This window comes from Pseudonocardia sp. D17, from assembly GCF_036984265.1.
Lineage (GTDB): Bacteria > Actinomycetota > Actinomycetes > Mycobacteriales > Pseudonocardiaceae > Pseudonocardia > Pseudonocardia benzenivorans.
Window position 1 is genome coordinate 1 of the sequence record NZ_BPRG01000050.1, and the last position, 22,086, is coordinate 22,086.

Genomic DNA, 22,086 nt, shown 5'->3' on the forward strand with positions numbered 1-22,086 from the left:
GGTCCTTCCCCCGGGACACGCCCGGAGCTACAGACCAGTTACACCGAAGATCAGACACTCCCCCCGGTGGTGCGGCCCCGTTTCAGCAGGTCAGGAGGACGGAGGGATTGGTGCGGTGCGGGGTGACTGCTAGTGTGAACCGCCCGTTCAGGTGACAGGTCGGGGTTCGGGCGCACTGGAGCGACGATCGGCCCTCGCCGACGGGTTTGCCGGGGTCGTGGCGCAGTCACGCCGTGGTGGGGGAACCGGGAAGTGGTCCGACGACCGACCGACGACGAGGCGCCCGGTGGACGGCCGTGCTCGATGACGCTGCGGGCCGAGGAGTGGGCCGGGGGAGTGGCCCGGACGGAAGTGTCGGCCTGGTTGGAGATCGTGGGCTGGCCACTGGTGCAGGCGGTCGGGATCGTCGCGGCCGTGGGCGAGGCCGTCGACAACGTCGCCCTGCACGCGTACCCGCCGGTGGAGGGCGTGGCCGCCGGAACGGTGGCCGGGCTGTGGGGGGCGGTGTCGGTGGAGGCGGTGGTGCTGGCCGCCGCCGGGACCCGGCGGGTGCGGGTGGTGGTGCGTGACTGGGGGTCGTGGAACTCGCTGGGCGTGCTGCAGGCCGACGGCCTCGGTCTGCAGCTGATCAACGACCTGATGGACGAGGTGACGATCCGCCCCGGCATCCCGGAGCACGGTCACGGCGCCAGGCCCGGCGACGGCGCCGGCACCGAGGTCACCATGATCAGCTACGCGGTGTCCCGCCGGCCGGGATGAGTCCCCGCCGTCGCCGCTCCACGGGCGGCACCTGCCCGGGCGTGGTCAGGCGGCCGGCCGCAGGGCGGCGAAGAAGAACGCGGTCTGGGCCACGATGAACTCGTCGAGCGACATCTGGGACCGGACCCCGCCGCGGTTCAACGCCCACAGGTGGCCGAGCCACAGGATGCTACGGGCGCACAACCGGGGGTCGACCTGGGCGAACTGGCCGGACTCCGTGCCGTTGAGCAGGATCTTGACGCGCGTTGCCTCGAGCTCCTCCTCCACCGACCGGATGTACGCGCGCACGTCGTCGAGCCGGGCGCGGTCGGGCACGAGGTGGCGGCGGCGTCGTCGTCGCGACCGGCGCGGACGTGGGCGGCGTCCGGGTCGGCGACCACGTCACGACGTGCGTCGCCGGATACTGCGGCACCTGCCGGAACTGACAGCGCGGGCGGCCGTGGCTCTGCGTCGGCAAGGACGCGCTGCGGCGCGGGCCCGACGCGGAACCGCGGCTGTCGCTCGACGGGACGCCGGTGTTCGCACTCGGCGCCATCGGCGGGTTCGCCGAGCGGGCTGGTCTCCGAACGGCGGTCGTCCGATCGACGAGGCGGTGCCCGTCGGTAGCCGTATCGCCGCCGTGGAAGCTATGTCGCAGACGACGCCGTCGCCGGCTCGGCGACGAGGCCGGCGAGGGCGGAGTCGGCGACCGCGCGCAGCCGTTCCCGGCCGGGCCGGCTCTTCGCCAGAACGTTCATCCCCTGGACGACGGCGACCAGGAGGTCGGCCGAGGCCGCGCCGGCACCGGGGCGCAGTTCGCCCGCGGCGGCCGCGCGCGTCAGGGCGGCCTCGAAGGCCGCGCGCAGGTTCGCGAGGTGCAGGCCGACCATGCCGGAGAGCTCCGGGTCCCGGGCCGCGAACTCGACGAGTGAGTTGGTGATCAGGCAACCCCAGCGCCGGTCGCCGTCGACCATGGCGTCGATCAGGTGGTCGAAGTAGTCGCGCAGGCCCTGCACGCCGCTCGCGGGCGCGGTGATGCGCCGGACGGCATCGGCCGACACCGTCTCGGTGTAGCGGCGCAGAGCAGCGGTGAAGAGGTCGCGCTTGGGGCCGAACGCGGCGTAGACGCTGCCCGGCTGGAGCTGCATCGCCTCGCAGAGCGTGTGCATCGACGACGCCTCGAACCCGTGCTCCCAGAACGTGCGCAACGCGGCGTCGAGCGCCTCGTCGACGTCGAACTGCCGCGTCCTTCCCACGAGTCCGATTCTAGTACACGTCGCCGCCCTCGAGAGGCGTCGGACGGGTTGTACTGCATGCTCTTACATGAAATATTTGGCGGAGCATTCATGAAAGGGGCGCTGCATGCGGATCGCCGTGATGGGCACCGGCGGGGTCGGTGGGTACTTCGGGGCCCGGTTGGCCGAGGGCGGCCACGACGTCGCGTTCGTCGCTCGCGGACGACACCTGCAGGCGCTGCGCGAGAACGGGTTGCGGGTCCTCAGCCCGCTCGGCGACCTCACCCTGCCGGACGTCACCGTCACCGACGACCCGGCCGAGCTCGACCCGGTCGACCTGGTGTTGTTCGCGGTCAAGCTGTGGGACACCGAGCAGGCCGCGGCACAGGTCGCGCCCCTGGTCGGGGAGCGGACGGCCGTCGTGTCGTTCCAGAACGGCGTGGCCAAGGACGAGATCCTGCGCCGGGTCCTCGGCGACCGGCACGTCATGGGCGGGGTCTGCTACATCGCCGCCTCGATCGCCGAGCCCGGCGTGATCCGGCACGCCAACATGCTGCAGCGGCTCGTCTTCGGGGAGTACGACGGGACGGCCTCGGCCCGGACCGCTGCGCTGCACGACGCATGTGTCGACAGCGGTATCGACGTCGAGGTCAGCGACCGCATCGAGCAGACGATCTGGGAGAAGTTCGTCTTCCTCGTCGGGCTCTCGGGCACCACGAGCCTGGCGCGCACGCCGATCGGACCGATCCGGGACGAGCCCCGGGCGCGGGCCTTCCTGCGCGACGTCATGGACGAGGTCGTCCGGGTCGGTCGCGCGCAGGGCGTCGCGCTCCCGGAGGACTACGCCGACGACCGGCTCGCCTTCGTCGACACCATCCCGGCGACCATGAGCTCCTCGATGCACCACGACCTCGAGCACGGGAACCGCCTCGAGCTCGCCTGGCTCAGCGGCGACGTCGTCGCCCGCGCCGCCGACCTCGGTGTGGCCGCGCCCGCGAACCGCGCGATCGCCGACATCCTGTCGGTGCACGCGGCCGGCGCCGCCGGACGAGCGGGGTGACGGGGATGGCCGAGCCGGCGCTGACGGTGCGGGGGCTCGACGCGCGGCTCGTGCGGGTGCCGATGCGAAGGCCGTTGCACACGAGCGGCGGCCAGGTCACCGAGGCTCCGCTGATGCTGCTCGACGTGCACACCGAGCAGGGCGTCACGGGTCGCGCGTACCTGTTCTGCTACCTCGACGGGGTCGGCCACGCGGCCGTCGCGGTCGCTGCGTCCGTGCAGGACCTGCTCGTCGGGTCGTCGGCGGACCCCGCGACGGTCGGGCGGACGCTGGCGGCGCGGATGCGGCTCGTCGGGGTCCGCGGCGTGGTCGCCGGTGTCCTGGCGACGATCGACGTCGCCTGCTGGGACGCCGTGGCGGTCGCGGCCGGCATGCCGCTCGTGCGGCTGCTCGGTGCCGAGCCCCGGCCCGTTCCCGCCTACAACAGCAACGGGCTCGGACTGGTCGCGCCCGCCACGGCCGCGCAGGAGGCGGTCGAGCTCGCGGCGGAGGGCTTCGGAGCGGTCAAGATGCGATTGGGCCGCCCGGACCCGGACGAGGACCTCGCCGCGGTCCGCGCGGTCCGCCGGGCGCTCGGGGAGGGGACCCCGGGCGGCGTCGCGGTGATGGCCGACTTCAACCAGGCGCTGACCAGGGTGGAGGCCGACCGGCGCTGCCGCGCGCTCGACGACGAAGGGCTCGCCTGGATCGAGGAGCCGATCCGGCACGACGACCACCGGGGTGCCGCGGAGCTGGCCGCCGCGCTGCGCACACCCGTGCAGCTCGGCGAGAACTTCACGGGACCGCGCGCGATGGCGGCGGCGATCGATGTCGGGGCGAGCGATCTCGTCATGCCCGACCTGGACCGCATCGGTGGCGTCACCGGCTGGCTGGCCGCTGCCACGCTGGCCGACGTCGCCGGCCTCCCGATGTCCAGCCATCTCTACCCGGAGGCGTCGGCCCACCTGCTGGCGGCGACACCCACCTGCCACTGGCTGGAGTACGTCGACTGGGCCGACCCGATCCTGCTCGAGCCCCTGACCGTCACCGACGGTGCGGTGTCGCCCCCCGACCGACCCGGGACCGGTGTCCGATGGGACGAGGACGCCGTGGCCCGCCTGCGCATCGGCTGAGTACGGAGACCGCCCTGTGATCGTCACCCTGGACCAGCTACCGGACGCCGTCCGCGCCGAGTACCCCTACGTGTCGCGGTTCGTGAGCGTCAACGGCATGCGGATGCACCACGTCGACGAGGGCCCCCGGGACGCCCCACCCGTCGTGCTGTTGCACGGCAACCCGACCTGGGGCTACCTGTGGCGCGACACGATGCGCCCGCTGCTCGAGGCCGGGTTCCGCGTCGTCGTCCCGGACCAGATCGGGTTCGGCCTGTCGGAGAAGCCGTCGCTGCACGGAACGCACACGTTGGCCAACCACACCGCGAACGTCGTCGCGCTCCTCGACGCGCTCGACCTGCGCGGCGTGGTGCTCGGGCTGCACGATTGGGGCGGCCCCACCGGACTCGGCGCCGCGGTCAGCCGGCCCGACCGCATCGCGGCGATCGCGGTGATGTCGACGTGGGCCTGGACGGCCTCGCCCGCCGAGTTCCATCAGCGGGTCCTGCCCTGGCGGACGCTGCACGCGCCGCTGCTCGGGCCGTACCTGATGGGCAGGCGGGCGGCGATGCCCGGCCGCGGGATGTACCTGTCGGTCGTCGACAGGGCGCGCTTCGCCGACGGCGCCCAGCACGTCTACGAGGCGATCCTGTCCGACCCGGCCGACCGGGACCTCACCTGGACCTGGCCCCGGTCCATCCCGATCGGCCTGCCGAGCGACATCGAGACGGAGCACTTCCGGTGGCTCGAGGCCGAGGTGCGCGCCCTCCACCGGCCGTCGACGGTCATCTGGGGACGGGAGGACGACGTGTTCGAGCCCGGGGTCTTCGCCGCGCACTGGCACGAGATCTGGCCGCACGCGGAGGGAACCCATCTCGTCACCGGGAGGCACTTCCTCCAGGAGGACTCGGGCGCCGAGATCGGAGCGCTGCTCGTCGACTTCGCGGACCGCGCCGTGCGCTCCGCCGGGGGGAGCTGAGATGGCCACCGTGGAGGTCGTCACCACCCGGCCGCCCCGCACGCGCGCCGTCCCGCTGCTGGCCGAACCCGACCTGGGGCACTACCCGGGGTTCCGGTCGTTCCTCTCGACGACGTTCGGGCTCGACGAGGATCCGCTCGGTGCCCCCGGTCTGCTGGCCGTGGACGGGCGGGTCTACGAGCTCGTCTTCGTCGGTCGCTCCGGTCGGCCGTTCCCGTCCGGGGTCGAGGTCAACGCCCTCGTCGAGGGTCTCGAACCCCTCGACGAGCAGGCCGCCGACACCGACCTGTGGGCCATCCTGCGCTGGCTCGTCGCGGGTGTCGGGGGCGAGTGGACCGACGATGCGCTGTCGACGACCGGCCGGGTCTATCGGATACCCGCGGCAGGCGAACGGGCCTGAGCGAGCCGGGGCGACGACCGCGGGGCGTCGACGTCAGGGCGGCCGCAACCTCACCGTCGTCGTCGGGCGGCAGGACGACAGTGGGGTTGCGCTCCTGCGGGCGGCGACTCGCTGCGCGATCTCGCCTCTACCGACCAGCGCGACCTCCTGCGGACGGGAGCGGGGCGCCCCTCCGTGGAGGTGCGCCCCGCTGGATGGTCGTCGCCGTCGGCCCTGCGGGCGATCAGTGGCCGAGTGGCTGCTGACGACCACGTGCTGGATCGGCGTCGCCGCCGCGGGTCGCGGTGCGGCCGAGGCGGTGCCGGTCGCGAGGGTGGCGACTGCGAGCGCCGCGGTGGCGCCCACGGCGAGCGCGGCTCTCGCCAGGTGTTTCGACATCGACGAGCCTTCCTGAGGGGGAAGGCACAGTGCACCCCGAATCGGTGTCACCCGTCGGTGTGAGGAGTGAAGCCCGGGCGAGCGGCGGGTGACTTCCTGGCATCGCCCGGGGGATTCCGGCCACCTCGAGGCGTCTGTCCCCGATGCGCGTCGTGCTTCGTTCGGGCGGTCGCACGTCCGAGCGCCGTCCGCGGTCAGTGCGCGAGCCGGACCGCCCGCGCGGCGGCGCCCCGACGGGCGACGAGCCGGCTCGACGTCGGCCGGCCCGCTCGGTGACAGTCGGTGATGGTGTCGAGCAAGCGATGCAGGGTCGTGGCGACGAGCCCGCTGGGAAGGTGGTCGACAGCGGTGCGGGCCGCGTCGACCGCATCGATCACCGTACGTGACTCGGGGTCGCGGCAGAGGGTGCGGACGGCGGTGTCGACGGCGTGTGCGGCGAGGTGTACGTCGGCGACGGCGAGGGGCGCCGCAGTCGATGGTCCGGAATCCAGGTGCACGGTCCACCTGTCCTTGACAGTGAGTGTGCGGGCCGCCCGGCCGGCTGTCGCGTGGTCGGGCGGCCCGCGCCGGCGTAGGGGACTACTTCTTCTTCTTGCCCTTCTTGCCCTTCTTCTTCTTGGCCATCGCGCACCCCCCGGACCCGTCGTTGTAATCTCGGTTCCATCCCGGTCAAGGTAGCATTGACCGCGGCTCGGTCAAGGGGAAGTTGACAGGGTTGACCAAGAAGAAAGTGTTTGCGCAGCTCAAAGACACTGTGGAGCAGATCGAGTCGTCGACCTCGGAGATCGATCGGCTGGCTGCGGGGCGCACATTGCGACTACTCGCCGACCAGCTCGAGCGCGACCTCGTCACGGAGGCCCGGGCGGCGGGAGTTCGCTGGGCCGACATCGGCGAGCTCTACGGAACGTCCAAGCAGAGCGTGCAACAACGGTTCCGCGCGCGCCCGACGACTGCCGCGGACTGAGCCGGTCCCCGGGCGGTCCGGTGGCGCGTCCGTGGGGGCACCGCCGACCGTGGCAGCGTCGGGACGGACCACCCGACCCGGGACGTGCGGCCGCGGGCCGTTCACGGTCTGTCACCTGACTGCGCGGGGTCGCCCGTGTGTCCGGGGTGCCGTTCCGGACCGGCGGACACCGGCAGCGAGTTGCCGTCGGTGACACTCCGTGGACTTCGGCCGACTCGGCACCGTCATCGGCGGATGTCGCCACGAGCAGGTGCGGGCAGCCATCGCGCCGGACCGCCGCGGCGACGGGCGCGGCCGTCGGAGACGAAGACCAACCTTGTCGGGGGTCGCCGACCCGACTGCGGCCGGGCCGTCGATCCCACGTCGCCGACAGTGCCGGGCGGCATGGCACCTAGCGGCTGCCGACGTCCTCCCAGCCCCGGCGCCGGGGCCTGGCGGCCGGACCGGTGGCCCGGGAGCGGTAGACGATGTACGGCCTGAAGAGGTAGTTGAGCGGCGCGGTGAAGGCGTGCACGAGCCGGGTGAAGGGCCAGATGGCGAAGAGGGCCATGCCGATCAGGGTGTGGATGTGGAACGCGAGACCCGCGTCGGCCATCCTCGCGACGTCCGGCTGGAGGACGAACAGCGACCGGAACCACGGCGAGACCGTCTCCCGGTAGTCGTGCTCGTCGCCGCCCATGGCGCCGAGCAGGGTGGTGGCCAGCCCGGCGACGAGTGCGGCGACCAGCACCACGTACATCGACTTGTCGTTGCGGGTCGTCGCCGAGAACACCGGCCCGGTCGTCCGGCGCCGGTAGACCAGGATCCCGACGCCGACGAGGGTGCAGAAGCCGGCGACGCCGCCCAGGGTGAGGGCCTGGACGTGGTACGCGGTGGGGGACAGCCCGACCGCACTGGTCCAGGTCCGCGGGATCAGCAGGCCGATGACGTGCCCGATGACGACCACGAGCAGCCCGAAGTGGAACAGGGGGCTCCCGATCCGCAGCAGCCGCGACTCGTACAGCTCCGACGAGCGGGTGGTCCAGCCGAACTTGTCATAGCGGTAGCGCCAGATCGTGCCGACGACGAGCACGGCGACCGCGACGTAGGGCAGCACACCCCAGAGCAGCACGTCCCACGCACTCACCGGCCACCTCCACCGGGGTTCGCTGCGAACGGGGCGAGGTCGAGCCCGACCTGTTCGCGGGGCGGACCGTCGCGCCCGAGCCGCCGGGCGGCCGCGACGTCAGTGGGGGAGGGTCCGGGCAGCAGCGCGCAGACGGCCTCGACCGGCGCCGCATAGGGGGAGGACGCGTCGAGCAGGGCGAGCCGGAGCAGCTCCAGGCCGGCCCGGTTCTGCTGGAGCAGGGCCAGGCCGTCTCCGAGATCGGCGGTGGCGGCGTACTCGCAGACGACGGATAGGTGGTCCGGCAGCTCGTCGCCGCGCAGGTCCAGCCCGGCCGCGCGGTACCGGGCCTTGAGCGCGGCGAGTGCACCGCCGCGGCGGCGGGTCTCCCCGTCGCTCCACCACGTCAGGTACAGGCAGCAGCGACGACGGCGGTCGAAGGTCGCGACGTAGTGCTCGGCCAGCGCGGTGGACGGGGTCCGGTCGGCGGCTCCGAGGAACGAGGTCAGCCGCTCGCGCGGCGGTCCGGCGGAGAGCCCGTGGACGGCCCTGCGCACGAGCGGCAGCGTCGCGAGGACGGTCTCGTCCGGGTACTGCAGGCAGACCGACGCCGCCTGCAGGACGACCGCGGACTCCCGCGCGCGGAGCGCCCCGGCGTTCATCGGCGGTCCTCGGGTGCCGCAGTCCCGGCGGACCCATCCGGTGCCGACCCGCGCGCGGTGACGTCGCCGTGCTCGGCGGGCGCCTCGCGCGGCGGCGGGAACAGTCCTGGCGGGCGGCCCTTGCCATCCCAGTTGAGCAGGTTGACACGCGCCCCGCGCACGCCGGGATCGGCGACGTCCTCGCTCGTCTGGCGCACGCGCAGCGCGTGGAAGGTCTCGACCGACACCGGGACGGAACGGCCCGAGGCCTCGCCGAACGGGCCGAGGCCACCCATCCCCGGGCCGCCGTCGACGTCGAGGCTGCACCCGAGCTCCTCGAGCTGGTGGGCCTCGCCCTCGTAGGCGGTCGGGATGACGTAGCGCTCGTCGTACTTCGCGATCGCGAGGAGCCGGTACATCTCGATGATCTGCTCGGCGTCCATGCCGACGGCGGCCGGGATGGACTCGTCGATCTCCCGGCCGAGGGTGACGTCGCGCATGAACGAGCGCATGGCGGCGAGCTTGCGCAGGACCTCGGTGACGGGGGCGGGGTCCCCGGCGGTGAACAGCTCCGCGAGGTACTCGACGGGGATGCGGAGGGCGTCGATCGCGCCGAACAGGTTCGGCGCGGACTCGCCGTCGTGCCCGGTTTCGACGAGCCTGTCGACGACCGGGGAGAGCGGCGGGATGTACCAGACCATGGGCATGGTGCGGAACTCCGGGTGCAGCGGCAGCGCGACCCGGTACTCCTTGGCCAGCCGGTACACCGGCGAGCGCCGGGCGTGCTCGAGCCAGTCCTCGGCGATGCCCTCGCGCCGGGCGGCGGCGATCACCTCGGGGTCGTCGGGGTCGAGGAGGAGGTCGAGCTGGGCGGCGTAGAGGTCCTGTTCGTCGGGGACGGACGCGGCGGCGGTGACCCGGTCGGCGTCGTAGAGGAACAGCCCGAGGTAGCGCAGCCGGCCCACGCAGGTCTCCGAGCACACCGTCGGCAGCCCCACCTCGACGCGGGGGTAGCAGAAGGTGCACTTCTCGGCCTTGCCGGTGCGGTGGTTGAAGTAGACCTTCTTGTAGGGGCAGCCCGTGACGCACATCCGCCAGCCGCGGCACCGGTCCTGGTCGACGAGCACGATGCCGTCCTCGGTGCGCTTGTACATCGCGCCGGACGGGCAGGAGGCCACACAGGACGGGTTGAGGCAGTGCTCGCAGATCCGTGGCAGGAAGAACATGAAGGCGCGCTCGTAGTCGAACCGGACCTTCTCCTCGGACTCGCTGCGCAGGCGTTGGACGATGGGGTCGAGCGGTCCGTGCTCGGGTGCCCCGCCGAGGTCGTCGTCCCAGTTCGCGCTCCACTCCACGGCGAGGGGCTCGCCTGAGAGCAGCGACTTCGGTTGCGCGACAGGGAAGTCGTCGCCCAACGGGGCGTCGGTGAGGGTCTCGTAGTCGTAGGTCCAGGGCTCGTAGTAGTCGCGGATGTTGGGCAGCACCGGGTTCGCGAAGATCGTGAGCAGCTTGCGGAACCGGCCCCCGGCCCTGAGCTGCAGCCGCCCGCGGCGGTTGCGGACCCAGCCGCCGCGCCAGCGCTCCTGGTCCTGGTAGCGGCGCGGATAGCCCTGCCCGGGCCGGGTCTCGACGTTGTTGAACCATACGTACTCGACGCCGCTGCGGTTGGTCCAGGCCTGTTTGCACGTGACGGAGCAGGTGTGGCACCCGATGCACTTGTCGAGGTTCATGACCATGCCCATCTGGGCCATCACACGCATCGTCAGTACTCCACGTTCTGGCCGGCGCGGCGCCGGATCACGGTGACCTCGTCGCGCTGGTTGCCGGTCGGGCCGAGGTAGTTGAAGGCGAACGAGAGCTGGGCGTAGCCGCCGATCAGGTGCGTCGGCTTGACGAGGATGCGGGTCAGCGAGTTGTGGATGCCGCCGCGGCGGCCGGTGGCCTCGGACCTCGGCACGTTCACCACGCGTTCCTGGGCGTGGTAGACGAACACGGTGCCGGCGGGCATGCGGTGGCTGACGACGGCGCGCAGCACCATGATCCCGTTGCGGTTCACGGCCTCGACCCAGTCGTTGTCGCGCACGCGGATCGCCGCCGCGTCCTGCTCGCTCATCCACACCACGGGACCGCCGCGCGAGAGCGAGAGCATGAACAGGTTGTCCTGGTACTCGGAGTGGATGGACCACTTGGAGTGCGGGGTGAGGTAGCGGACGGTCACCTCGGCGCCGTCCGCGGCCACGTCGCCCGGCCGGTTCTCGCCGAACAGCCGTGACATGTCCAGCGGTGCGCGGTAGACGGGCAGCGTCTCGCCCATCTCGCGCATCCAGTCGTGGTCGAGCAGGAAGTGCATCCGCCCGGTCAGCGTGTGCCAGGGCTTCGCCCGCTCGATGTTGACCGTGAACGGCGCGTACCGCCGGCCGCCGGTCTCGCTGCCCGACCACTCCGGGCTCGTGATCACCGGGACGGGACGGGCCTGCGTGTCGGCGAAGCGGATCCGCTTCTCCTCGCTGCCCTCGGCGAGGTCCGCCAGCCGGGTGCCGGTGCGCCGCTCCAGCTCCCGGAAGCCCTGCACGGCGAGCCGGCCGTTCGTGGTGGCGGACAGGGCGAGGATCGCCTCGGCCAGCTTGGCGTCGGTGTCGATCGCGGGGCGGCCGTCGGCGACGCCGCCGAGCATGACGCCGTTCGTCGCGGCGAGGTGTGCGACCTCCTCGTCGGGCCGGTAGGTCACGGCCTTCGTCGTCACCCCGAGCCGCTCGACCAGCGGCCCGAGTGCGGCCATCTTCTCGGCGACCGCGGGGTAGTCCCGTTCGACGACCACGAAGTTCGGCATGGTGCGGCCCGGCACGGCCTCGCACTCGCCGGCCCGCCAGTCCAGCACCCGCCCGCCCGGCTGCGCGGTCTCGCCGGGGGTGTCGTGCTGCAGCGGCACCGCGACGACGTCGCGGCGCACGCCGAGGTGGGTGCGGGCGAGCTCGGAGAAGCGCCGGGCGATGGCGTGAAAGGCGTCGAAGTCGGTGCGGGACTGGAAGGGCGGGTCGATCGCCGGGGTGAAGGCGTGCACGAAGGGGTGCATGTCCGTGGTGTTCAGGTCGTGCTTCTCGTACCAGGTGGCCGCCGGGAGCACGACGTCGGAGAGCAGCGTGGAGCTGGTCATCCGGAAGTCGAGGGACAGGAGCAGGTCGAGCTTGCCCTCCGGCGGCCGTTCGCCGCGCCAGACGACGTCGCGCGGACGCCGGTCCGGGCCCGCCTGCTCGGCGTTCAGGTTGTGGTGCGTGCCGAGCAGGTGCCGGAGGAAGTACTCGTCGCCCTTGGCCGAGGACCCGAGCAGGTTCGCCCGCCACAGCGTCAGGCAGCGCGGCCAGTTCTCGGGAGCGTCGGGGTCCTCGATCGCGAACCGCAGGGTCCCGTCCTGCAGCCGGCGCGCCACGTGGTCGGCGACGTTCCCGTCCCCGGCGTCGTCGGCGACGTCGAGCGGGTTGCGGTCGAACTGGGGGTAGGACGGCATCCAGCCCAGCCGGGCGGACAGGGCGACGGTGTCCATCGTGTGCAGGCCGGCGAGCTTCCCCTCGGCCAGCGGCGAGGCGAGCGCGTCGGCCCGGTAGCCGTCGTAACGCCACTGGTCGGTGTGGGTGTACCAGTACGCCGTGCCGATCATCTGCCGTGGCGGACGCTGCCAGTCGGTGGCCATCGCCGTCGTGGCCCAGCCGGTGACGGGACGGCACTTCTCCTGGCCCACGTAGTGCGCCCAGCCGCCCCCGTTGCGGCCCATCGACCCGGTGAGCATCAGCAGGGCGAGCACCGCCCGGTAGGTGGCGTCGCCGTGGAACCACTGGCAGATCCCCGCCCCCATGATGATCATGGTTCGGCCGTGGGACTCCTCGGCGTTGGCGGCCATCTCGCGGGCGATGCGGGCGACCTGTCCGGCCGGTACGGACGTGATCGCTTCCTGCCAGGCCGGGGTATACGGCTCGGCGGCGTCGTCGTAGCCCGACGGCCAGACGCCGGGCAGCCCCTCGCGGTGCACCCCGTACTGGGCCAGCATCAGGTCGAAGACGGTGGTGACGAGTCTGCCGGCGACCCGGCGGGTGGGCACCCCACGGCGCAGGACACCGCCGGTGCCGTCGAGGTCGTCGAAGCGGGGCAACAGGACCTCGGCCGACTGACCGTCGAGCAGGGTGAGCTGCGGGGCGACGTCCCCCAGGTCGAGGTTCCAGCGGCCCGTACCGGAGTCGGTGTAGCGGAAGCCCAGCGATCCGTTGGGCACCACGGGGTCCCCGGTCCGGCCGTCGACCAGCACGGTCTTCCACTCCGCGCCCTCGCCCGTGTCGCCGAGGTCGGCGGCGGTGAGGAACCTGCCCGGGACGTGCGCGCCGTCCCGCTCCTCCAGCGTGACCAGGAACGGCAGGTCGGTGTAGCGGCGGACGTAGTCGACGAAGAACGGCACCCGCCGGTCGACGAAGAACTCCCTGAGCACGACGTGGCCCATCGCCATCGCGAGCGCGCCGTCGGTGCCGGGCTGCGCGGGCAGCCAGGTGTCGGCGAACTTCGTGTTGTCGGCGTAGTCGGGGGAGACCACGACGACCTTCTGGCCCCTGTACCGCGCCTCGGCCATCCAGTGCGCGTCCGGGGTGCGGGTGATCGGCACGTTCGAGCCCCACATCAGCAGGTAGGTGGCGTTCCACCAGTCCCCGGACTCCGGGACGTCGGTCTGGTCGCCGAACACCTGCGGGGACGCGACCGGGAGATCGGCGTACCAGTCGTAGAACGAGGTCATCGCCCCGCCGATCAGTTCGATGAACCGCGAACCGACGGCGTGCGAGACCATCGACATCGCCGGGATCGGGGAGAACCCGGCGACCCGGTCCGGACCGTAGGTCCTGATCGTGTGCACGTGGGCCGCCGCGACGATCTCGACCGCCTCGTCCCAGGAGACCCGCACGTGCCCGCCCTTTCCCCGGGCGGACTGGTAGCGGCGGCGCTTCGCGGGGTCCCCGGTCACCTCGGCCCAGGCCGCGACCGGGTCCCCGAGGCGGGCCCTGGCCTCGCGGAACATCTCGACGAGCACGCCGCGGACGTACGGGTACCGCACCCGGGTCGGCGAGTAGGTGTACCAGGAGAACGCGGCGCCACGAGGGCACCCGCGCGGCTCGTACTCCGGAGAGTCCGGCCCGACCGAGGGGTAGTCGGTCTGCTGGGTCTCCCAGGTGATGATCCCGTCCTTGACGTAGACCTTCCACGAGCACGACCCGGTGCAGTTCACCCCGTGGGTCGACCGCACGACCTTGTCGTGGCTCCACCGGTCCCGGTAGAACACGTCACCCTCGCGCCCGCCCCGCGCGAACACCGCACGCAGGTCGTCCGACGTCGTGCGGCGGGTGAAGAACCGTCCCGCCCTCAGCAGCGCGTCGGCAGCCGGACCGTCCGTGCCGGCTCGCGGCGCGGGCCCCCCATCGGCGTCGAGAGTCATCCGTCCTCCGTCCAGCCGACCGTCTCGGACGTGACCTTGGCAGCATCCGACCCAGGCGCAGCACGGTCAATGGTCCTCACCGAGCGGACCATCGTCCCTGTCGGTCACAGCGGCCCGTGCCGGATGCTCGACCGTCGGGGAGGCCCATGCCGAAATCGACCGGCGAGGGGCGACTGGGAATCGGAGACGACCGTGACCGGACCGGCAGCACGCAGACGGACCGAGGCCGCTACCGGCGTGCCGCCCACACCGCGACCGGCGGTGATGCTGGCGCTCGCGACCGTCGGCTTCGCCGTCACGTTCTGGGCCTGGGCGCTGCTGTCCCCGCTCGGAGCCACCCTGCGCGAACAGCTGGACCTCAGCTCGTTCGAGCAGTCGCTGCTGGTCGCCGTCCCCGTCGTCGTCGGGTCGCTCGGGCGGATCCCGGTCGGGGCGCTGAGCGACCGGCTGGGCGCCCGGACGATGTTCCCGATCATGGCGCTGCTGACGGTGCTGCCCGTTCTCTACCTCGGCCATCTCGCCGACTCGCTCGCCGGCTACCTCGTCGGCGGGTTCTTCCTCGGTCTCGGGGGCACGACGTTCGCCGTCGGCGTCCCGTTCGTCAACGCCTGGTACCCGCCCGCCCGGCGCGGGCTCGCGCTCGGGATCTTCGGTGTCGGGATGGGCGGAACGGCGATCTCCTCCTTCACGACGGTGCAGCTCAGCACGTCGGTGGGGCCGAGCTTCCCGTTCGACCTGGTCGCCGTCATCCTCGCCGCCTACGCCGTCGTCGCATGGCTGCTGCTGCGCGACCGCCCGGACCGGCCGGTGGCCGCGGGCAGCGTGTGGAACCGGCTGCGCGCGACCCTCCGCCTGCCCGCGGCGCTGCAGCTGTCGTTCCTCTACGCCGTCGCCTTCGGCGGCTTCGTGGCGTTCAGCGTCTACCTGCCCACCTACCTGGTGAGCGCCTACGACCTCGACAAGGCCGACGCCGCCCTGCGCACCGCCGGCTTCGTCGTCCTCGCCGTCGCCATGCGCCCCGTCGGCGGGTGGCTCTCGGACCGGCTCGACCCCGTGCCCGTCCTGCTCGGGGCCTTCGGCGCCACGACCTTGCTCGCGCTCCTGGCCGCGTTCCGGTTCGGCCTCGTGCCCGTCGCGACCCTGGTGTTCCTCGCCATGGCGGCTGCGCTGGGCACCGGGACCGGGGCGGTCTTCGCGCTCGTCGCCCGGCTGGTGCCCGCCGAGCGGGTCGGTGCCGTGACCGGCGTCGTGGGCGCCGCGGGCGGACTCGGCGGCTTCTTCCCGCCGCTGGTGATGGGCCTGGTCTACGGGCTCACCGGGGACTACCTCGTCGGGTTCCTCCTGCTCGCGGCGACCGCCGCCACCGCGGCCGCGGTCACGGCGACAGCCGTCCGACGCCGGGCCGCCGCCACGACCTGACCGCCCGCCGCGCCGCCGGTCAGATGCCGCGGCGCAGCCGGGCGAGCTCCTCCAGCACCTCGGCGACGCCCTCGGTGTCCTCGACCGCGAACCCGGGGGCCTCGGCCTCCGGCCCGCCCTCCTCCAGGACCGTGATCCCCAGGTCGTCCGACCGCAGCTGCAGGGGCTCCCCGCCGTCGGCGCTGATCCTGAACACCGCGGTGGCGTCGACCTCGTCGCGCAGCCCGGCGACGGCCTCGGGCGCGACGTGGCGCAGCCCGCCCTTCGACCCGGACAGGAGCATCAGCTCGGCGACCTGTTCCGGGTCGCGCCGCGACACGACCGCCACCGTGGTCCTGGGCAGCGCGAGCAGGACGTTGAGCGCCTCGGAGGAGGGCTGCTCGGCGCGCGCGTTGTCGGGGTCGCCGAAATCGGGGGCCAGCGCCCCGTCGAAGTCGCAGGCGACGAGCAGCCGTGGGGTGGCGGCGACGCGGTCGAGCGCGCCCCACAGCTCGTCGAGGTCGTCCATCGACTCGTCCTCTCGTCCGGATCGCAGTGCGGTGCGGTGCGGTGCGGCCGGATCGTCGATCATCGGACGCGTCGCGTCCAGCATGTGTGCCAGGACGAGACGGTGTCCGCGCGGCCGGACCACCGATCGGGTGGGGAGTCGTGCCGCGTCGCGGGGATCGTGCCGGATGTCCGGATCGACGGGTCAGCCCGCGCGCACCGACACGTGCACGTGGTCGTTCTCGTGCAGCACCCAGTCGAACCCGGTCTGCACCGCGAGCGCGGCGAGCCGGCCGAGCTTGGCCCGGTCCCGGTCGTCGACGGTGAGGTCGGCTGCCCGGCCCTCGTAGTGCAGGCTGCTGTGGGAGTGCTCGCCGTCGGGATCCCACGCCTCGGTGAGCCGCAGCCGTCGCCCCGGGAACGCCTGCGCGACGTGTGCCGCCAGGGCCCCGACGAGCTCCGCGAGGCGCGGCGTCATCATCCGGTCGGCGCCGCTGCCCTCCTCGTCCTTGACGACGACGGTCGGGTCGTCGAGCCGGACGAGCGCGTCGAACTCGGGGGACCCGGCCGCCACGACGCCGGTCGCGGCGCCGCTCGCGTCGGCCTCCGCGCGGGCGGGCACGTGCTCGCCGAGGGGGACGTCGGCCGCGACGAGGACGGCGCCGTCGAAGTCCCAGATCTGGTCGACGAAGGGCGTGATCGACGAGGCCAGGTCCGCGAGCCGTTCCCCGATGCGCAGCGCCGCGCTCGGCCCGGCCGAGGACGCCTCGTCGAGGAGGTCGCCGAGATAGACCTGCAGCGTTCCCGCGCGCGGCACGAACCACCGCCACACCGGCGCGAACCCGGCGTCGCTGAGGGCGAGGACGGCCTCGCGGGCGCCCCGGTGCTGGGCGTGGCCCTCGCGGACGGTCTCGCCCTGCTCCCCGCTCGTGCCGTAGTAGGCCTCCTCGAGGAACGACAGCGCGTTGGCGAACAGCCAGGCGTCGAAACGCTCGTCGGTGACGTCCGCGTCGGGCTGCGCGTCGCGTAGCAGACCGGCCACCCACGTCACGATCTCGTAGAGGCCGACGGAGTACGCGCTCCAGTCGTCGAGGGCCGGGCCGATCCCGCCGGTCCGCTCGACGACGCCCGCGGCGATGCCGTGCGTGACGGTGCGGGTGAGGAAGTAGTGGTACCAGTCGGCCGGGTCGTCGTGCCCGAGCTCGTCGGGGTCGTAGAGCAGGTAGAACCCGCTCGGTGCACCGCCGACCTCGTAGATGTCCGCGGGCAGTGCCCCGCGCTCGAGGGCGATCTCGAAGTCCTGGAACGTCGCGTTCGACTCGTCGTCGAAGACGCGGTAGCGGTAGGTGACCGCGGTGTCGTCACCACCGGTGCGGTCCCACGGCAACGCCATCGACTCGTAGCTGATCGAGGAGAGGCGGCGGCTCTGGGAACGCGTGTGGTTGTGGCACAACAGCAGCGCGAGGAACTCGGCCGCGGCGGCCGGCTCGGTCGACGCCGCGAGCCGGCGGGCCAGTTCCGCCACCATCGCCGCGTCGAGCGGCTCGGCGGTGCTGCGGTGGTGGTCGAGGTGGTCGGCCCGCAGCTGCTGGCCGAGGCTCTGGACCCGGCCCCGGGAGAAGAGCCGTCTGGCCCCCGGTGGGACCCGCTCGTCGTTCTCCCACTGGGAGAAGTAGGCGACGAGCATGCCCAGCGGCGGTGCCGTCAGCCGCTCGTCCGGGGTGGCGAACAGCCCCGGTCGGGAGGGCGGGTCGCTGGGCCGGTCGGGCCGCGGGGCCGGCCGGTCGCCGTCGGCCGACGGACCGGTCCCGGAGTCCTCGGCCGTCGTGGCGCCGCGCTTGCGGATCGAGACCGCCTCGCCGCCCGGGCGGGTGACCGCGATCTCGGCATCCGGGCTGGTGGCGGCGCTCCTGACGATGTCGCCGAACTCCTTCGTCGCGGTGACGCCGGGCTCCGCGGCGGTGGCGGGCAGGGCGGACTCCAGCGCCTTCTTCGTCAGCGCGGTGGCGGTGCCGGGGTCGATGAGCTGCTGGTCCTTGGCCTGCTGGATCTTCGACAGCGTCTTGTCGATGCCCTCCTTGGCCATGTAGACCTGCGCGGCCAGGTTCGTCAGGCCCGCCGCCTGGCCACCGAAGTACTCCGCGGTCCCCATGGCCCGCTGCAGCGCGGCGAGGGAGTTCCGCTGGGTCTCCGAGAGCCCGGCCATGTCGCGGAACGTGTCCGCGTTGCCGAGCAGGGCGAGGATCCCGGCGAGCCCCGCCGGGTCGGGAAGTGACGGCGCGTTCTGGACCGTCACCACGGGCGTCGGGAACTGCTGCGGGGTGAGGTCGGGCGGCTCGGCGCGCCGGGAGTCGGTCGAGACGGGCAGGATCGCGGTCGGGCTGTCGGGGATCGGCGACTCCTCCCAGCGCCAGAACCGGTCCTCCTCCTTCTTCTCGCAGCTGTTGCACCGGCCCATGACGGCCTCGGCGAAGACGCCTTTCGTCGGCACACTGACCCGGATCGGGTCGACGGGCTCGGGCTGGTAGAGGTCGAGCAGCGTCCGGGCCTCGCCGGTGACCGGGTCGACGAGCGCCTTCGCCAGCGCGGGATCGAGGAGGAAGCCCGCCGCCACCGGCATCACGACGCAGTTGCCGACCACGCCGAGCACCCGGTTCTCCACGATCGAGGCGAGACTGCGCCCGCCCACGGAGGCCGGGCCCTTGATGCGGTCCAGCAGCAGGAACCGGCGTTCCGGCGTCATCGTCGTCCAGATGACCTTGTGATAGAACTCGATGTTGTCGTTGAGGTGCGCGAGCAGCCGCGCCGCGAGCTCCTGGTCCTCCCGCCGCGGGTTGCGCAGCTCCTCGGTGTTGAGCGGGGTGTGGACGACGACGTCGTCGATCCCCGACAGGTCGTTGCGAATCCGCTGGTCGCGGAACAGATGGTCCGACCGGTGCGCGGTGCGGTAGGAGAGGAACCCCGCGTCGACGAGCAGCCGCGAGTGCGACGGCAGGACCGTGGCGAGGGTCGGCACCGTCGTGGTGAAGTCGGTCTCGGGGAAGAGCGCGCTCAGGTCGGGGAAGGTCAGCGTCGTCACGGTGGACGCGACGCGCACGAACGCGATGTCGCGTCGGCGCAGCGCGCCGAGCGGGCCGGTCATGCGCGCGGTGACCGTCATGGGTACGCCGTTGCGGAAGTCCGACACCAGGGACAGGTCGAGCTTCAGGTCGCGTTCCTCGCCGTTGTCGAGGACGGCGGTCACTGCGACGTTGTCGACGATCGCCTCCGCGACCTGCTGGCCGACGGCGCGCGCGAACGCCTCGTCGCGGGCGTCGGTGCCGGCGAGGTAGCGCGCGTGGAACTCGGCGGGATCGGTCCACGGCAGGAGCGCGCGCATCCACCGCCAGCTGTCGGCGGCGTAGGCGCCGTCCGCGTCGTCGGCGGGCCTGGCGAGCTTCAGCACCAGCCGCAGCTCTCCGTCGACGTGGGTGAGCTGCTCGTCGGCGAAGATGCCGGTCGGCAGGTCGCTCCCGGCGTAGTCCGCGGCGATGCGTTCGAGAGCGGCGAAACCGCCGCGCAGGCGGCGGTCCAGCAGGTAGCGCGACAGCACCTCCTTCCAGCGGATCGCCTTGTCGGAGTCGAACAACGACATGGCGAACGGGACGAAGACGCACTCGGAGACGTCGACGAGGCGCTGGTCGATCCGGAAGTGCCGCAGCACCTCGAAGTACTCGATGGTCAGCGCGTGGCAGTGGTTGTAGTTGGCCACCGACTCCGCGGAGACCTCGAACCGCTCGCCCTGGGTCACCGACTGCACGACGGTGCTGCGCTGGCTGCGGACGGCGTTGGCCGACTGCACCGTCGCGTCACGGATGGACTGCATCGTGCTCGCGCTGGTCTTGCGGCTCGACCGCTGCCACGCGGACGCGTCCGCGTGGCCACCGCCGCCGCCCGCCCCCACGAGCGCGCCGATCGGCACCTCGATCGGCAGGATCGCGCCCACGCCCCCGCCGACACCCTAGCCCCAGACGTTCGACTCCGACCCACCCCGGCTGCGCTCGCTGACCGAGCCCTTCGCGATCTCGTTGACGTCGCGGTCGCGGCTGAGCGCGTTGTCGAGGCTCTCCTGGTAGTCCTGGCTCTGGACGTTCGCGGCGGACTCGCGGCGCTCCCAGTCGACCATGACGACCTGCTTCTTCTGGCCGGGGGCCAGCGGGAGGCTGTAGAGCAGGTCACCGAGCGAGTACCCGTCCGACGACCACTCGTGGCTCAGGTGCAGGACGTGCCCGAACGCGAGCGTGGTGGCCTGGTAGAGGGTGGGGGAGGCGTCCCAGTCGATCGCCGTGTCGGCGGTGAGGTCGACCCGCCCGGGGGCGGGCTTCTTGGTCGGCTTGAGCAGTCCCTTGATCTTCTGGGCGGCGTCGACGTGCAGGATCGGTTCGACGGACTCGCCGTCGATGCGTCCGCGCGTCGTGAGCACGTGCTCGAGGGCGCTGCGGGAGACCGACATCTTCTTGAGCACCGCGGCGTCGCCCGCGCCGGCATCCGCGCCCGGTGGGCGCCCCGCCGACCACAGCTGCCCGATGCCCTTCACGCCCTTGAGCAGCTCGTGCTCGAGGATCGGGCTGAGCCCGGCGACCTCGTCGAGCGTCACCGACGGGCTCTCGGCCAGGACGAGCGGCGTGATCTCCGGATCGGTGGTGCGGACCACCGTGAAGTAGGAGAACTCCTCGAGTACCTCGCCGCGGGCGCTGAAGGTCAGGTCCTCGCAGCCGCAGCCGGATGAGTACAGCGGGTCCTTCGCCGGTTCGACGACGAGGACGAGCCGTTCGGGGAGCAGCCCCGTCCCGGTCGCCGGGTCGGGATCGGCCAACCGGATCGGGACCCGGTGCACACCGTTCACGGTCACGGCCGCGTTGGCCGCGGTGAAGCCGGTGGTGGGCCGGAGGAACTGGAAGTAGCCGGCGCGTTCGGTCGTGACGCCGACCAGCGGGGTGAAGTCGCCGCTCGTGGGCGAGGGCGTCGTGGCGACGTAGACGACCACGGTGGCGCCCTCGACGGCGCGCCCGTTGGTCAGGTCGACGACCCGGCCCTGGACGAGGCTCCGTCCGGGCGGCAGCGCCGTCGTCGCGGCGCGGGGATCCGCGAAATGGACGTGTTCGGCGAGCGTGACCAGCTGGTCGACCGTGATGCCGGGCAGGGCCGCGAGATCGCGGACACCGGTCAGCGGAGCCGCGGCGCGGGCGGCCACGATCGCGTCGGCGAGCGCCTCGGTGATCCCCGGGATGCCCGCCAGCTCGGCGGCGTCGGCCCTGTTGACGTCGATCCTGTCCATCGCGACCCCACTCGCGTTCGACGACCGTGCGGACCAGGTGACTCGGGCGACCGACACGTTTCGTTACGGACCGGTCGAGGAGCGTGAACCCGCCGAAGGCGCCGATACCCCTAGTTCTGCAGGGCGCCTCCGACGATCGCCCGGCCGGCCTCGGCGAGCGTCGTGGACGGGTCGGCGTCACCGTCGAGGTAGCCCGCGACCATCGCGCCGTCGCGGAGCATGACCAGCTGCCGGGTGACACCGTCGGCGTCGGCGTCGGCGACGCCCAGCCGCGTCACCTGTTCCCGCACGGTGTCCGCGAACCAGTCGCGGTGCCGGTCGACCGCCTGCCGCACCGGGTGGTCGGGCCGGGGGTACTCTGCCGCGGCGTTGATGAACGGGCAGCCCCGGAAGTCCTCGGCACAGCCGAGGTCCTCGATCGCTCCGGCCAGGGCGGTGAGCGCGGCACACGCGTCGTCGGCGTGGGCCCGCAGGAGCGCGTCGATGCCGTCGCGCTCCAGCCGTGATCGTCCCTCGACGTAGGCGAGGACGAGGTCGTCCTTCGTCGGAAAGTGCCGGTAGAACGTGACCTTGCTGACCGCGGCCTCGCCGATGATCCGGTCGGCACTCACCGCGCGGATGCCCTCGCCGTAGAACAGGCGGTCGGCCGCCGCAAGGATCCGCGCTCTGACCGGTGACCCCGGCCTGGTCGAGGGGCTGTCGGCCCGGGTCACTGCTCACGTCCTTCCTCTCGGCGCGGGCCGGTCCGATACCGCCGGACCCCGCGGCCGCTGATGTGAGGTGCTGCATGCGGCTCTCCCCGAAGG

18 protein-coding genes are annotated in these 22,086 nt (G+C 72.6%); 7 read left to right on the forward strand and 11 right to left on the reverse strand.

All coding sequences use genetic code 11. The features are described from left to right. The first annotated feature begins 336 nt into the window (after positions 1-336). Positions 337-759, forward strand: coding sequence for an ATP-binding protein (locus PSD17_RS10105; protein ID WP_339122476.1), 423 nt, complete (start codon positions 337-339; stop codon positions 757-759). Positions 760-804: 45 nt separating this feature from the next. On the opposite strand, the gene PSD17_RS10110 is transcribed toward PSD17_RS10105, so the two are convergent. Further along, the gene (locus PSD17_RS10110) at positions 805-1,074 is read right to left on the reverse strand and encodes a hypothetical protein (protein WP_339122477.1); all 270 of its coding nucleotides are present in this window, start codon (positions 1,072-1,074) and stop codon (positions 805-807) included. Positions 1,075-1,385: 311 nt separating this feature from the next. Continuing rightward, entirely contained in the window at positions 1,386-1,994 is a 609-nt protein-coding gene (locus tag PSD17_RS10115) for a TetR/AcrR family transcriptional regulator (protein WP_339122478.1), read from the reverse strand. A 106-nt stretch (positions 1,995-2,100) separates the two neighbouring features. Here PSD17_RS10115 and PSD17_RS10120 point away from each other — a divergent pair, with 106 nt between their 5' ends. From PSD17_RS10120 to PSD17_RS10135, 4 genes are read left to right on the forward strand one after another with little or no spacing between them, the layout of a single operon-like run. Beyond that, positions 2,101-3,033, forward strand: a complete 933-nt coding sequence (locus tag PSD17_RS10120) for a ketopantoate reductase family protein (RefSeq protein ID WP_339122479.1) — start codon at positions 2,101-2,103, stop codon at positions 3,031-3,033. Positions 3,034-3,038: 5 nt separating this feature from the next. Further along, positions 3,039-4,145, forward strand: a complete 1,107-nt coding sequence (locus tag PSD17_RS10125) for an enolase C-terminal domain-like protein (RefSeq protein WP_339122480.1) — start codon at positions 3,039-3,041, stop codon at positions 4,143-4,145. A gap of 16 nt (positions 4,146-4,161) precedes the next feature. Further along, positions 4,162-5,103 (forward strand): alpha/beta fold hydrolase, encoded by a 942-nt coding sequence (locus tag PSD17_RS10130; protein ID WP_339122481.1) that lies wholly within the window; start codon positions 4,162-4,164, stop codon positions 5,101-5,103. A gap of 1 nt (position 5,104) precedes the next feature. After that, positions 5,105-5,503, forward strand: a complete 399-nt coding sequence (locus PSD17_RS10135) for a hypothetical protein (RefSeq protein ID WP_339122482.1) — start codon at positions 5,105-5,107, stop codon at positions 5,501-5,503. Positions 5,504-6,075: 572 nt separating this feature from the next. Here the strand turns inward: PSD17_RS10135 and PSD17_RS10140 are convergent. Beyond that, complete coding sequence (locus tag PSD17_RS10140; RefSeq protein ID WP_339122483.1) at positions 6,076-6,378, reverse strand: hypothetical protein; 303 nt, start codon at positions 6,376-6,378, stop codon at positions 6,076-6,078. A gap of 218 nt (positions 6,379-6,596) precedes the next feature. Between PSD17_RS10140 and PSD17_RS10145 the strand changes: the two genes are divergently transcribed. Then, positions 6,597-6,845 carry a hypothetical protein gene (locus tag PSD17_RS10145; RefSeq protein ID WP_199796693.1) on the forward strand — a complete coding sequence of 83 codons (249 nt, stop codon included), beginning with the start codon at positions 6,597-6,599 and terminating at the stop codon, positions 6,843-6,845. Between the two features lie 391 nt (positions 6,846-7,236). Here PSD17_RS10145 and narI read toward each other — a convergent pair whose 3' ends face one another. From narI to PSD17_RS10165, 4 genes are read right to left on the reverse strand one after another with little or no spacing between them, the layout of a single operon-like run. Beyond that, a complete protein-coding gene (narI, locus tag PSD17_RS10150; RefSeq protein ID WP_339122484.1) occupies positions 7,237-7,971 on the reverse strand; it encodes a respiratory nitrate reductase subunit gamma in 735 nt (244 codons plus the stop codon). Further along, positions 7,968-8,612, reverse strand: coding sequence for a nitrate reductase molybdenum cofactor assembly chaperone (gene narJ, locus PSD17_RS10155; RefSeq protein WP_339122485.1), 645 nt, complete (start codon positions 8,610-8,612; stop codon positions 7,968-7,970). The genes narI and narJ overlap by 4 nt, the downstream gene beginning before the upstream one ends. Next, positions 8,609-10,351: a nitrate reductase subunit beta gene (gene narH, locus PSD17_RS10160; protein ID WP_339122486.1), complete on the reverse strand. Its 1,743-nt coding sequence runs from the start codon at positions 10,349-10,351 to the stop codon at positions 8,609-8,611. The genes narJ and narH overlap by 4 nt, the downstream gene beginning before the upstream one ends. Before the next feature lie 2 nt (positions 10,352-10,353). Then, positions 10,354-14,058, reverse strand: coding sequence for a nitrate reductase subunit alpha (locus PSD17_RS10165; RefSeq protein ID WP_339122487.1), 3,705 nt, complete (start codon positions 14,056-14,058; stop codon positions 10,354-10,356). A 192-nt stretch (positions 14,059-14,250) separates the two neighbouring features. Between PSD17_RS10165 and PSD17_RS10170 the strand changes: the two genes are divergently transcribed. Then, complete coding sequence (locus PSD17_RS10170) at positions 14,251-15,477, forward strand: MFS transporter (RefSeq protein WP_013676375.1); 1,227 nt, start codon at positions 14,251-14,253, stop codon at positions 15,475-15,477. 19 nt (positions 15,478-15,496) lie between these two features. On the opposite strand, the gene PSD17_RS10175 is transcribed toward PSD17_RS10170, so the two are convergent. The 4 genes from PSD17_RS10175 to PSD17_RS10190 form a co-directional block, all read right to left on the reverse strand. Next, a complete protein-coding gene (locus tag PSD17_RS10175; protein ID WP_103381119.1) occupies positions 15,497-15,985 on the reverse strand; it encodes a hypothetical protein in 489 nt (162 codons plus the stop codon). A 183-nt stretch (positions 15,986-16,168) separates the two neighbouring features. Next, the gene (locus tag PSD17_RS10180; protein ID WP_339122489.1) at positions 16,169-19,948 is read right to left on the reverse strand and encodes a hypothetical protein; all 3,780 of its coding nucleotides are present in this window, start codon (positions 19,946-19,948) and stop codon (positions 16,169-16,171) included. 15 nt (positions 19,949-19,963) lie between these two features. Beyond that, positions 19,964-21,280 carry a helix-hairpin-helix domain-containing protein gene (locus tag PSD17_RS10185; protein ID WP_339122490.1) on the reverse strand — a complete coding sequence of 439 codons (1,317 nt, stop codon included), beginning with the start codon at positions 21,278-21,280 and terminating at the stop codon, positions 19,964-19,966. Between the two features lie 110 nt (positions 21,281-21,390). Then, positions 21,391-21,993, reverse strand: a complete 603-nt coding sequence (locus PSD17_RS10190; RefSeq protein WP_013676372.1) for a TetR/AcrR family transcriptional regulator — start codon at positions 21,991-21,993, stop codon at positions 21,391-21,393. Positions 21,994-22,086: the final 93 nt, after the last annotated feature.

Excerpts from the sequence above, each read along its gene's own strand:
- PSD17_RS10120 (WP_339122479.1), top strand. The coding sequence starts at position 2,101 with ATGCGGATCGCCGTGATGGGCACCGGCGGGGTCGGTGGGTACTTCGGG.
- PSD17_RS10125 (WP_339122480.1), top strand. The coding sequence starts at position 3,039 with ATGGCCGAGCCGGCGCTGACGGTGCGGGGGCTCGACGCGCGGCTCGTG.
- PSD17_RS10135 (WP_339122482.1), top strand. The coding sequence starts at position 5,105 with ATGGCCACCGTGGAGGTCGTCACCACCCGGCCGCCCCGCACGCGCGCC.
- narJ (WP_339122485.1), bottom strand. The coding sequence starts at position 8,612 with ATGAACGCCGGGGCGCTCCGCGCGCGGGAGTCCGCGGTCGTCCTGCAG.
- narH (WP_339122486.1), bottom strand. The coding sequence starts at position 10,351 with ATGCGTGTGATGGCCCAGATGGGCATGGTCATGAACCTCGACAAGTGC.
- PSD17_RS10165 (WP_339122487.1), bottom strand. The coding sequence starts at position 14,058 with ATGACTCTCGACGCCGATGGGGGGCCCGCGCCGCGAGCCGGCACGGAC.
- PSD17_RS10175 (WP_103381119.1), bottom strand. The coding sequence starts at position 15,985 with ATGGACGACCTCGACGAGCTGTGGGGCGCGCTCGACCGCGTCGCCGCC.
- PSD17_RS10185 (WP_339122490.1), bottom strand. The coding sequence starts at position 21,280 with ATGGACAGGATCGACGTCAACAGGGCCGACGCCGCCGAGCTGGCGGGC.